The 12,219-nt window shown below is 74.1% G+C and carries 8 protein-coding genes and 1 pseudogene; 7 read left to right on the forward strand and 2 right to left on the reverse strand.

Going from position 1 to position 12,219, the window contains the following annotated elements; translation table 11 throughout:
- Nucleotides 1-42: 42 nt before the first annotated feature.
- Together ACWD5D_RS20225 and ACWD5D_RS20230 are read right to left on the reverse strand one after the other, a co-directional pair.
- Nucleotides 43-618 carry a hydrogenase maturation protease gene (locus tag ACWD5D_RS20225; RefSeq protein WP_451374087.1) on the reverse strand — a complete coding sequence of 192 codons (576 nt, stop codon included), beginning with the start codon at nt 616-618 and terminating at the stop codon, nt 43-45.
- The gene (locus tag ACWD5D_RS20230; RefSeq protein ID WP_451374088.1) at nt 615-2,330 is read right to left on the reverse strand and encodes a hydrogenase maturation protein; all 1,716 of its coding nucleotides are present in this window, start codon (nt 2,328-2,330) and stop codon (nt 615-617) included. The genes ACWD5D_RS20225 and ACWD5D_RS20230 overlap by 4 nt, the downstream gene beginning before the upstream one ends.
- 283 nt (nt 2,331-2,613) lie before the next feature.
- Between ACWD5D_RS20230 and ACWD5D_RS20235 the strand changes: the two are divergent.
- The 7 genes and pseudogenes from ACWD5D_RS20235 to ACWD5D_RS20265 all read left to right on the forward strand — a co-directional run.
- A pseudogene (locus tag ACWD5D_RS20235) lies at nt 2,614-3,123 on the forward strand (TetR/AcrR family transcriptional regulator); the annotation flags it as partial.
- A gap of 81 nt (nt 3,124-3,204) precedes the next feature.
- Nucleotides 3,205-4,116: an SDR family oxidoreductase gene (locus ACWD5D_RS20240; RefSeq protein ID WP_451374171.1), complete on the forward strand. Its 912-nt coding sequence runs from the start codon at nt 3,205-3,207 to the stop codon at nt 4,114-4,116.
- A gap of 454 nt (nt 4,117-4,570) precedes the next feature.
- On the forward strand, nt 4,571-5,011 hold the full coding sequence (locus ACWD5D_RS20245; protein WP_451374089.1) for a DUF2267 domain-containing protein: 441 nt from the start codon (nt 4,571-4,573) through the stop codon (nt 5,009-5,011).
- Between the two features lie 652 nt (nt 5,012-5,663).
- A complete protein-coding gene (locus tag ACWD5D_RS20250; RefSeq protein ID WP_451374090.1) occupies nt 5,664-6,488 on the forward strand; it encodes a hypothetical protein in 825 nt (274 codons plus the stop codon).
- On the forward strand, nt 6,485-8,614 hold the full coding sequence (locus ACWD5D_RS20255) for a protein kinase domain-containing protein (RefSeq protein WP_451374091.1): 2,130 nt from the start codon (nt 6,485-6,487) through the stop codon (nt 8,612-8,614). The genes ACWD5D_RS20250 and ACWD5D_RS20255 overlap by 4 nt, the downstream gene beginning before the upstream one ends.
- A 2-nt stretch (nt 8,615-8,616) precedes the next feature.
- On the forward strand, nt 8,617-10,749 hold the full coding sequence (locus ACWD5D_RS20260) for a bifunctional serine/threonine-protein kinase/ABC transporter substrate-binding protein (RefSeq protein ID WP_451374092.1): 2,133 nt from the start codon (nt 8,617-8,619) through the stop codon (nt 10,747-10,749).
- Nucleotides 10,750-10,936: 187 nt separating this feature from the next.
- Nucleotides 10,937-12,064: an AI-2E family transporter gene (locus ACWD5D_RS20265; RefSeq protein WP_451374093.1), complete on the forward strand. Its 1,128-nt coding sequence runs from the start codon at nt 10,937-10,939 to the stop codon at nt 12,062-12,064.
- Nucleotides 12,065-12,219: the final 155 nt, after the last annotated feature.

Here is a 12,219-nt window from a genome sequence, read left to right on the forward strand (position 1 = left end):
CGGCCCGAGGTCTCACCGATCTTCGGCTCCGCCGACCTCGGGTCAGGGCAGCGCAGCCGCGTGCGGGGGCCCGGATTCCATCGGGCGGCCCAACGGGGGCGCCGGCGCCGCGGGATCGGCGAGCAGCGAGGGGATCAGCGTGTGCAGCGCGTCGACGGCGCGCTCGACGGCCTCCCGCACCGTGTCGCTGAGGCCCGGGGCGATGTCCTCGTCGCCGCGCGGCAGCACCTCCGGCTCGCAGGCGAGGACGAGGACGCGCGGCACGGGCTCGTCGCCGAGGTGCGTGGCGAGGGCCAGCACCTTCTGCGGGTCCATGCCGTGTGCCTCGGGCACGACCGTGCCGTCGGGCGGTTCCGCCTCGAGCAGGGACAGGGTGCCGGGGCGGTGTCCGCGGGGGGCGGCGTCGACCAGGACGGCGGTGGCGCAGCCGTCGAGCAGCGCGTAGGCGAGGTCCATGCCGCGGATGCCGAAGTCCCGCACCCGGACCTCGCCCGGCAGGGGGCGCCGTTCGAGGGCGCGGATCACCTCGGGGCCGAAGGCGTCGTCCCCGAGGAAGATGTTGCCGACACCGGCCACGAGCAGCCCGCCATGGGCCGACCCGCCCGGGGTGCCGTTCATCGGGCCTCTCCGGTGTCTGTCTCCAGCGGGCGGACGGAGGGCGACGGGACCTTACGGACGAAGGCGGAGCGCAGGGCGTGATACGGGGCGGCGGGGTCGTGGAACAGGGCGTGCATGCGGGCGAGTTCGTCGCGCCGGTACTCCGCGAGCGGCCGTGCCTCCTCGTCCGAGCGGCGCGCGGCCGCCTTGGCGGCGATCCGGTCGGCCAGGTCCGGGGCGGCGGCGAGCGCGTCGGCCATCCGCTCCACGGTGCCCGCGAACTCCTGTGTCCCGGTGGGCACGAGCCGGTCGACCAGTCCGATGCGTGCGGCCTGCGCGGCGCCCATCGGCAGTGCCTCGGACGTGAGCCGCTGTGCCATGTCCGCTCCCACCCGGCGGGGCAGGCTGTAGGTCCAGAACTCCGAGCCGAAAAGGCCCATGCGCCGGTAGTGCGGATTGAGGACGGCTCCCGTTCGGCACCACACCTCGTCGGCGGCGAGGGCGAGCATGACACCTCCGGCGGCGGCGTTGCCGGCGACGGCGGCGACCACCAGCCGGTCGGTGGTGCGCAGGATCGCCTCGACGAGGTCGTCGATGGCGTTGAGGTTCTGCCAGGACTCCTCGGCGGGGTCGGCGGCGGCCTCGATGACGTTCAGGTGGATGCCGTTGGAGAAGAAGTCGCGGGCACCGCCGAGGACCAGCACGGTGGTGGGGCGGGAAACGGCGTACCTGTAGGCGTCGAGCAGCCTGCGGCACTGGTCGGTGCTCATCGCGCCGCCGGGGAAGGAGAACGTGAGGTAGCCGGTGGTGCCGTGCTCCCGGTAGCCGATGTCGCGCCAGGTGCGCCGTTCCGTGGGCAGTTCGAGCGGGGCGGGGTCGTCGGGGAGCTCCGCCGCGTGCTCGGGGGAGATGGAGGCGAGCACGTCGATGGCGGGGCGCCGGAAGGGTGCCGGGTCGCCGGAGTTCTTGCGCGGGCGCATTTCCGGGATCCACACGGCGCCGTCGCGGGTGGCGCGGCAGACGCCGCCAGCCCGGGTGGCCAGCAGGTCGCCGGGGCGGCCGTGGAGCCGGTCCTCCGGGTGCCCGCCGTGCAGGAACACCTCCCGGCCGAGGAGTTCGTCCAGGATGCCGGGCTGCGAGTCGGCGCCGCGCAGCTTGCGCAGCACGGTCTCGGTGTCGTCGTGCTCCCAGTCGATGCGGCGCGCGTCCTGCCGGAAGAAGTCGCGCCACACGACGCGCAGCCCGTCGGCCGTCTGCGGACGGGGCTTGTAGGCGCCGTCGGCGTAGCGGTGTACGGCGTCGAGCACGGCGGTCACCGCGGCGTCGGAGGCTTCGTTGCGGTACAGGTCGCTCTTGCCGACGGGCGGTACGGGAAACGTCTCCGCGGCCCAGATGTCCCCCGCGTCCATCGCGGCCTCCGCCTGGAGGACCGTCACGCCCCAGCGCGTCGCCTCGCCGGCGATCGCCCAGTCCAGCGACGAGGGGCCCCTGTCACCGGGGGGTCCCGGGTGGACGATCAGGCAGGTGTGCTCCCGCCAGACCTCCTCGGGCAGTGCCGTCTTCAGCATCGGTGCGACGATCAGGTCCGGGCGCCGCTCGTGTACGGCGGCGCGAACGGGGCCGGTGCCGTGCGTGGCCAATACGACGTCCACGAGGTGGCTCTGGTCCGACAGTTCGGCGTACAGGCGTTGGGTGAGGCTGTTGAACGCGCTGGCGACGAGCAAAATGTCCATGACACGACATATTCGTCCCTCAATGGGATGCCGTGAAGAACCACCGCGGCGTTTCTTCCGTCACAGCCGTGGCCGTGCGCCATGCGGATTATGCCCCGGGCCTGGGATCACACACCTGATCTGCACATCTCAGAGGTTGCGCGCGAGCCGTGCAGCGGCATCGTCCGGGCTTCTCCGTCGGCCGAATTTGCCGACTGCACACCTTCCGCGCTTTAATAAATGAACGAGCATTTATTAATGGGAGGTGGCGACCGTGGGACGTCCCCGAGGGGTGGACGACGCGGTGATCCTGCGCGCGGCGACCCGGGTCATGGGGCGGGTGGGGCCCACGGGACTCACACTGGCCGCCGTGGCGCGGGAGGTCGGGCTCGTACCCGGCACCCTGGTGCAGCGGTTCGGGTCCAAGCGCGGTCTGCTGCTGGCCCTCGCCGACCAGTCCGCCAAGGACGCCGGCGAGACGATCGCGCGGGTGCGTCGGGCACAGGGCTCCGCACTCGGAGCTCTGGCGGCGCTGGTGACGGAAAACACAGTCGCGATGGCCACCCCGGAGCAGTTCGCCCATCACCTGGCCTTCCTGTGTCTCGACCTCACCGACGAGGAGCTCCACGAGCGCGCCCTGACCGTGCACCGCGCCCACGCGCGGGCGATCGGGGAGCTGCTGGCACAGGCCGCCGACGCGGGCGAGCTGCGCACCGGCACAGACGTCACGGCGCTGGCCCGCACCGTGCAGGCGATCATCGCCGGCGCGGGCCTGAACTGGGCCCTCGACCGCGACGGCACCCTCGAACAGCGGCTGCGGCGCGAGCTCGACGCCGTACTCGCCCCCCACATCCCGCCCGCGCACCGCCACGCACCCCCACGCACCGGAGGAATCATGACGACCGACTCACGCCCGCTGGCCGGAAAGGTGGCCCTCGTCGCCGGGGGGACCCGGGGCGGAGGACGGGGCATCGCGGTCGAGCTGGGCGCCGCGGGCGCCACGGTCTACGTCACCGGCCGCAGCAGCACGGGCGGCCGCTCCGACCTGGACCGCCCCGAGACGATCGAGGAGACCGCCGGCCGGGTCACCGCCGCCGGCGGCCTCGGCATCCCCGCCCGTACCGACCACAGCAGCCCCGACGAGGTCCGGGCCCTGGTCGAGAGGATCGCCGCCGAACAGGACGGACGGCTCGACGTCCTGGTCAACTCCGTCTGGGGCGGCGACCCGCTGACCGACTGGGAACATCCCCTGTGGGAGCAGGATCTCGAGACAGGTCTCCGGCTGCTGCGGCAGGCGGTGGAGACCCATGTGATCACCAGCCGGTACGCGCTCCCGCTGATGGTGGCCCGCCAGAGCGGCCTGGTCGTCGAGGTCACCGATGGCAACACCGCCCGCTACCGCGGCAGCTTCTTCTACGACCTGGCGAAGTCGGCGGTCATCCGTCTCGCCGTCGCCCAGGCCGCCGAGCTCGAGCCGCACGGCGTCGCGGCCGTGGCCGTCACGCCCGGTTTCCTGCGCTCGGAGGCCGTGCTGGAGCACTTCGGAGTCACCGAGGACAACTGGCGCGAGGCCGCGGCCCAGGACCCGAACTTCACCCACTCCGAGAGCCCCGCCTACCTGGGACGTGCGGTGGCCGCGCTGGCCGCGGACCCGCGGATCATGGCCAGGACCGGACGGGCACTGGCCACCTGGGGCCTGTACAAGGAGTACGGGTTCACCGACGCCGACGGCACTCAGCCGGACTTCGCCGCCCACTGGGCCCGGAACCTGGAGGAGCAGTTCGGCCCCCTCGGTGATCCGCTGTAACACCCGGCACGGTGACGACCCGGCCGTGGGCGAGCCGGCCGTGGGCGAGCCGGCCGTGGGCGAGCCGGCCGTGGGCGAGCCGGCCGTGGACCACCTGGCCGTTGACGACCCGGCCGTGGACGACCCGGCCGTGGACGACCCGGCCGTGGACGGGCCGCCCTTCGCGCCCGCCCTCGGCCGTCCCGACGCCGGGCCGTGGGCACCGGCCGGCCCTCGCCACCGGCCGCAGGGACGACAGCAGTTGGCTGCTCGTCCTGCCCTCGGTGGAACGCCGGAGGGGGCCTCACGCACGTACGTCCTCCCGTGGGGTCCCGCCGGACCCGCACCGGAGCCGGCCGCCCGTCACAGGAGAGGGCAGGGCGGGGGCGAAGCACGATCCCGGATGCGGGTACTCGCACCTTGCCCAGTCGTCGGGAGTGCGGGTCCACCGCACCGTGAGGAAGGGACCGGCCTCATGCACCACGACGAGATGATCGGAAAAGTGCAGGAGCTCGCCCAGCTGCCCGACCGGCGCGCGGCCGGCCGGGTGGCGCACGCGGTGGTGAGCACGCTGGCGGAGCGGCTGCCGACCGGGCTCGCCCGGCATGTGGCGGCCCAGTTGCCGCCGGACATGGCGGCCGCCATGCGCGAGGCGATGGACGCGTCCCCCGGCACCGACTCGGGAACGGCCTGCGAACGGTTCGGGCTGACGGTCTTCGCCGGACGGATCGCCGACCGCGCCGGCACGGACGAGAGCACGGCCCTGCGCGACGCCGCCGCCGTCCTGGAGGTGCTCGACGCCGCGCTCGCTCCGGAGCTGATGGAACGGATGGCCCGGGCGCTGCCCGCGGACATCCGGGAGCTGCTGCCCGTGGGCCGCGCCGTCGAGAGGAACGAGGTCGAGACGGCGGGCTGAGGCGGAGCTCCGGACGGTTGAGGACGCCGTACGGCAGCCCGCACGGCGAGAACGTGCCGGGCGGGTCGCACGCGTCACGGACGGTGAACACCCGGCGACCATCCGCTGTCCACCCCCGGCGCCCGACGATGAGCCGAAGGCGCACGAGCGCGGCCGACACCGATCGGAGTCGGAGCGAACGGGGCGGGGCACGCGGGGTCGCCGGGTGACCGGGCACGCTCCGACGAACGGAACCACCCGCTTCCTCGGCGGTGATCCGCAGGGGGGAGATCCCGGTCCGTGCCCGCCATGTCCGTCCGGGCGGCGGGGTGCGAGGAGGGGCCCCGTCCGGCGTAACGCGGGGTGGAGGCACGCCTCCGGGGCGGCCGTTGCGCCACCCTCTCGCGAACTCGACGGTATATGGAGGAAGTTGCATGCCCCACGGACGAACGCGCCTTCGTGATCTGCGAGGTTGTCCGGTGCCGTAGGCTGCGGAACGCGCCGCGCGGTGCCGGTGGTCGCCGGTCGGCGGCCACGGGCTCTCCGGTCGCGCGCCACCGTGCCGTCGCACCTGTGACGGGCCCGTCCCCTCGGCGACCGGACGAGTCGAACGACGTCCCTGCGCGCGTCCCCACTCGGGTGCGGCGGCGTGGGCGAGAAGGAACGGAGAAGCGTGGAGTACGCAGAGACACGAAGGCTCGGCGGGCGGGCGTGTGCCGCGCTCGCCGTCTGCGGGGCCTTACTCGCGGGGTGTTCGGGCACCGGTGACGGCTCCGGGGCGCACAAGGAGACGAGCGCCTCCCCCACGCGGTCCGCGAAGGCGAGCGGATCGGGCGCGGCCGCGCCCAACCCGCGGTTCACGGCCGACCCGGCACGCCTGCCCCGGACCCGGTCCGCGGCCCTGACCCTGGTGCGTGCCGTGGCCGCCGGCCCGGACAGCTACGGACCCGGGTACGAGAGGCGCGCCCGGTACGAGAGCGATCCCGCCTCCTGGCCGGTGCTCGGCGACGACTGCGTCTGGCGCCAGGAACGGCTGCCCGCCGACGTGCTGGCCAGCTTCACCCGCTACAGCAGGCTCCCGGCCGGCGGCGGCAGGGGCGAGGTGCGCACCTCGGCCACCGTCACCGTGCACCGCACCACCGGTCAGGCGGACTGGGAGATCGCCGAGACGCTGGAGGAGGCGCTGCGCTGTCCCGACCAGCAGCTGCGGGCGACCGAGCGGATCAGCGGGCTCAACTCGGTCGGCTCCGGGTACGGCACCAATGGCAACACGTCGGCCGACGACGTCCTGCTCGAAGTGGGCAACTACCTCGACCCCGCCCTCGGCAAGGGCCCGACCACCTACCTGTGGGATCAGGTTCGGCTCGGCCCGGTCACCCTCGCCGTGGCCGTCGAGGGTGGCAAAGGTGTCTCGCAGAACGAGCTGCTGACCGTACAGGCGCGGGCCGTCGCCGCCATGGAGACCAAGGTGCGCACCGAGCTGGGAGCCACGAAGTGACCGACCGTTCCCTGCGTCCCTCCGACCCGTCCTTCGTCGGCGGTCACCGTCTGCTGGCCCGGCTCGGCGCGGGCGGGATGGGCGTCGTCTATCTCGCGCGTACGGAGTCCGGGGCGCTCGCCGCCGTCAAGGTGATCCAGGCCGAGTACGCGCACGACGAGGAGTTCCGCGCCCGGTTCCGCCGGGAGGCACAGGCGGCCCGGCGGGTGGACAGCCCGTGGGTGGTCAAGGTGACCGGTGCGGACCCGGAGGCCGAACAGCCGTGGCTGGCCACCGCCTTCGAACCCGGTCCCTCGCTGGCCGAGGCCGTAGGACAGCACGGGCCGCTGCCCCCGCGCGCGGTGCGCGTCCTCGGCAAGATGCTGGCCCGGGCGCTGGCGGCGGTCCACGCGGCGGGGCTCGTGCACCGGGACGTCAAGCCGGGCAACATCCTGCTGGCCGCCGACGGACCGCGGCTGATCGACTTCGGCATCGCCCGCTCCTTCGACGACACCGCGCTCACCTCCACGGACCTGGTGGTCGGCACACCCGGCTTCCTCTCCCCCGAGCAGGCCGCGGCGCGCGGCGCCGAACTGGGCCCGGCGAGCGACGTGTTCTCGCTGGGCTGCGTGCTCGCGTACGCGGCGACCGGGCGGCCGCCCTTCGGCACGGGCGCGACCGACGCCCTGCTCTACCGCACCGTGCACGACGCTCCCGACCTCGATGGAGTGGAGGCCGAGCTGGCGGCCGTGCTGCGGCGCTGTCTCGCCAAGGACCCCGCCGACCGTCCCGGTCCGGCGGAGCTGGACGAGGCGCTCGTGGAGGACGTGCCGTCGGGCACCGCGGACTGGCTGCCGGCCGACGTCGTACGAACCATCGCCGAGCGGTCGGCCGAGATGCTCGCCCTGCCCGAGATCGAGGCCACCGTCGCACAAGCACCGGCTGCTGCCGCGACTTCCCGCCGGGGTTTCCTGGCCGCCGCGTCCGCGGGAGCCGCCGTGCTGGCCGTCGGCGGCGGTGCGGCTGTCTGGGCCGCGCTGCGTGGCACGCGCGGCGGTGACGGGAAGAAGGCCGCGCCGGGCTGGGCGATCGGTGTCCAGGCGGACTTCAGCGGCCCGGGGAAGGCGGCCGGGCAGGCCCAGGAGGAGGGTGCGCGGCTCGCCGTGGAGGAGTTCAACGCGCGCGTCGACCGGTCGTTCGCGCTGCGGCTGAGGACCGCCGACGACGGCGGCAGCGCGGACCGTGCGACGGCGGCGGCACAGCGGCTGGCCGACGACCCGGACGTCCTGGCCGTGATCGGGTCCAGCACCGACGTCACCACGCAGGCCGCGCTGCCGGTCTACGACGCGGCGCTGCTGCCCGTCCTGAGCATGTCGGCCGGGCAGAACCTGTACCAGAACCTGCGCTCCTTCGTCCGTGGCCGCCCGCTGCACGGCACGGTCGCGATGAAGCTGGCCTTCCACTGGGCGGCGACGAGTCACGTCGGCCCGGTCGGCCTGCTCCTGGACCGCAGCGGGGGCGACGTGTCCTGGATGACCGTACAGATGGTCAACCTGATCGTCGGCAAGTACGACCGTGCCACCCACCCACGGGTCGTCCCGGCCGGCACGACCGAACTGGGCCCCGTCATCGACGACATGCGGTCTGGGGGCATCAAGGCCTTCGTGTACGCCGGGCCGCTCGACGGCGCGATCCGCACGGCACGGGCGCTGGACGGCTTCGAAGGCCCCAAGTACGCGGCGGAACCGGCCCTGGACGCCCGGTTCGCGGCCGAGCCCGCCGCCGCGGGCTGGACGGTCGTGGGGTCGGCGATCGGCCCCGGGGCGGCCCAGGTCCGCACCTTCGCCGAGGCGTTCCGCGCCCGTTACGGCCGGGCGCCCGGCCTCTGGGCGGCCGAGGGCTACGACGCGGCGAACCTGCTGATCCGGCAACTGACGGCGGCCGGCGGGAAGCGGCCACCGGCCCGCAAGGCACTGATCGCCCCGCTGCGGGCCGCCAAGTACCGGGGAATCAGCCGGGAGTTCGTCTACGACCCGGAGTATCAGCAGCTCGCCACCCCGGCCAGTTTCGTCCACCAGGTCCGCGGCGGCGCCCTGCACTACGAGGGTCCCGCCCCGGACCGGGCCCCGCAGCCGAAGGGGAGCTGACGGTGCGTCCCCTCACCGCGGACGATCCGGAGGCGGTGGGCGGCTACCGGCTGCTGGCCCGGATCGGGGCGGGCGGCATGGGCCTCGTCTACCTCGCCCGCTCCGAGGGCGGCGCCCTGGCCGCGCTCAAGGTCATCCGCGCCGAGCACGGCGCGGACCCGGGGTTCCGGGCCCGGTTCCGGCGTGAGGCCCGGGCGGCCGCCCGGGTCGACGGCCGCTGGACGACGCCGGTGCTGGCCGCCGACCCCGATGCCGTCGAACCGTGGATCGCCACCGCGTTCGTCCCCGGTCCCTCGTTGGCCGAGGTCGTCGCCGCGCACGGTCCGCTGCCCCCGGTCACCGTGCGGGCGCTGGGGGCACGGCTGGCCGAGGCGCTCGCCGCCGTCCACGCGGCCGGGCTCGTCCACCGGGACATCAAGCCGGGCAATGTGCTGCTCGCCCTTGACGGGCCGCGTCTCATCGACTTCGGGATCGCCCGCGCGTCCGGCGCGACGGCGCTCACCGCGACCGACGCCGTCGTCGGCACCCCCGGCTACCTCTCCCCCGAGCAGGCCCGCGCCCGTGACGAGGAGGCGGGACCGCCGAGCGACGTGTTCTCGCTGGGCGCGCTGCTGGCCTTCGCGGCGTCCGGCCGGCCGCCGTTCGGCCGGGGCCTGGCGGCGGCGGTGCTCTTCCGGACGATCCACGAGGAACCGGATCTGGCCGCCGTACCGGACGACGCGCTGCGGGCCCTGATCGGCCGCTGTCTCGCGAAGGACCCGGCCGACCGGCCCACGGTCCCCGAACTGCTCGGTCTGCTCGGCGACTTCGGGTCGGACGACTGGCTGCCGACGGGACTTCCCGCCCTCATCGCCGAGCGCTCGGCGCGGGCCCTGGACGTGCCCGAGCCGCAGCGGGCCTCCACGGCGCCGGCGGAGCAGCCGTCGCGGCCGAGCCGGCGCCGCTTCCTGCTCCTGGGCACCTCGACGGCCGGCGTGCTGGCGGCCGGCGGGGCGGCCGCCGCATGGCTGGCCACCGGGCGCCGGCCCGCCTCCCCGGCCGCCCGCCCCACCCGCACGATCGCCCTCCACGCGGACCTGACCGGCCCGGGAAAGATCCTGGGCGACGCGATCCAGAAGGGCGTGCGCCTCGCCGTCGCGGAACACAACGCACGCGAGGAGCGGTCGTTCGACGTCGTCCTCCAGGTCCATGACGACCAGGGTGACACCGGGCGGGCGAAGGAGATCGCCCGGCGGCTCGTCGCGGAGACCCGGGTCTGCGCGGTCGTCGGCCCGACCGGCGACGCCACCGCGCTCGCGGCCCGCGACCTCTACAACAAGGCGTCACTGCCCCTGGTGACGGCGTGGGCCGGCGCCGAGAACCTCTACAGCACCGTGTCGGTGACGGTGCCGGCCGTCTTCCAGATCCGGCCCTCCGACGACACGATCAACACCCCTCTCGTCCGCTACCTCACCAGCGTCCGCCCGGCCGCCCGCCGCGCCCTGATCGAGGACGGCGCCGCGCCCGGCTTCAGCTGGCTCATCGCCCAGCACCTGCGCAAGGTGCCCCTGTCCGGCGGCAGGATCGTCAGCCGGAGCGTCCCGGCCGCCACCGATGACTTCGGCCCCGCCGTGACCGCGCTGCTCGCTCACGACCCCCAGGCCGTCGTCTACTGCGGGAGCTCACCCCGGCGCGCGGCCGCGTGCGCCCGCGCCCTTCGGAAGGCCGGTTTCACCGGAACCTGCGCGGCGACCCAGCCGGTCCTCGACCGGATCTTCCTGGACGAGGCCGGCGCCGCCGCGCAGGACTGGGTCTTCTCGAGCACGCTCGTCGACCCGGCCCGGGTGAAGTCCGCCGCCGGCTTCGTGCGCTCCTTCCGACGGCGTTACGGCGTCGCGACCGTCCCCGTGGGTGCCGCCGAGGCCTACGACGCGCTGGGCCTGGTGGCCCACGCCCTCCCCACGGACACGACCGCGGTGGACCGCGGCACCCTCACCCACCGCCTGCGCGCCCTGTCGTACCGGGGCGTCACCCGCACCTTCGCCTTCGCCGCGGACACCGGCGTCGTGGAGACGCAGCCGGGCCTGTTCCTGTGGCAGATACGCAAGGGAGCACCGGCCTTCCTCGGCCAGTACGAGCAGGTCGCCGCCGCATAGGTCGCATCCCCGCCCGAACGCCGGGGCGCGGGCGCGTTGGACGGCCCCCTTCCTTCGGCTGCCCGTACCGTTCTCCCAATATGACGGACGGTCACAGAGTGGGTGCGGAACGGAGGCGGACGGCGTGACGAGTGGCGCGAGCCGGCGAGCGGGGCGGGGGCGTCGTGCGCCGGGCGTGCGCGGCCCGGTGACCGGAAGCCGGACCGCGTACGCCCTACGGCCTTCGACCGTCGCCCGCGCCGTCCCGCGGGCCCCGGTGACCGAGCGCGTCGTGCCGTGGCTGAGGATCAGCGCCGCGTACGCCTGGCGGCTCATCCTCGTCGGCATCGTCGTCTACGGCGTGTTCGGCATCCTGGGCCGCTTCCAGCTGATCGCGGTCTCCCTGTTCCTCGCCCTCGTCGTCACCTCGGTGCTGCGCCCCCTGGCCGACCTGCTGAACCGTGTCATGCCCCGGCCCCTGAGTGTCGCCGTCGCCCTCGTCGGAAGTCTGCTGCTCCTGCTGGGGCTGTTCGCCCTCGTGGGCAACGCGGTTGCGGGCGAGTCGACGCGGCTGGCCGGCGAGTTCCGCGGCGGGGTGCACCGGATCGAGCAGTGGCTGCAGCGCCCGCCGTTCCGGCTCAGTCCCGGCAGACTGGCCGATCTGCAGCGTCAGGTGACGGACTACATCACGGCGCACCGGGCCAGCCTGCTCAGCAGCGCGGTCTCGGGCCTGGGCCGGGTGGTGGAAGTGGTCACGGGCGGCGCGCTGGCACTGTTCGCCTCCGTCTTCTTCATCCACTCCGGCGAGCGCCTGTGGGGCTGGGTGCGGGACCGGTTGCTCCCGGTCGGCGCCCGCCGGGGGTGGGACCGCGCGGGGCAGGCGGCCTGGCGGACCTTCTCCGGCTACACGCGCGGCATCATCATCGTGTCCGCGTCCAACGCCGTGCTCGTCGGTATCGCGCTGTTCCTGCTGCGGGTGCCGCTCGCACTGCCGCTGACGCTGCTGGAGTTCTTCGCCTCGTTCGTGCCCCTGGTGGGCTCACCGGTCGCGCTCGGGGTGGCCACGGTGATCGCCCTGGCAGGGCGCGGGCCGCTCACGGCCGTCGTGGTGCTGGCCCTGATCGTCGTGATCGGTCAGCTCGAAGGGCATGTGCTGCATCCGGTGGTGATGAGCTGGGCGGTGCGACTGCACCCGCTGGTGGTCGCCGTGTCCGTCATCGCGGGCAGCATCATCGCGGGGGTGATCGGGGCGATCGTGGCCGTCCCGTTCGTCTCGGTCGTGTGGGCGGTGCTGAGCGCACTGCGGTCACCACCGGAACAGCAGCCGCCGCCCTGACCTCAACCACCCTGAAATCATGGCGAGTTGGCGGCGAAAGCCCGACAAGATCCGAACAAAGGATCAGTTGCTCCCTCGAACAGGCGATCGTCACTCATGTGTCCACCGAGGCACGGGGGACGGACAGATACTTACGTTGTGCGAGCGACGGGCTG

The sequence above is a fragment of the Streptomyces sp. NPDC002520 genome (genome assembly GCF_053595235.1).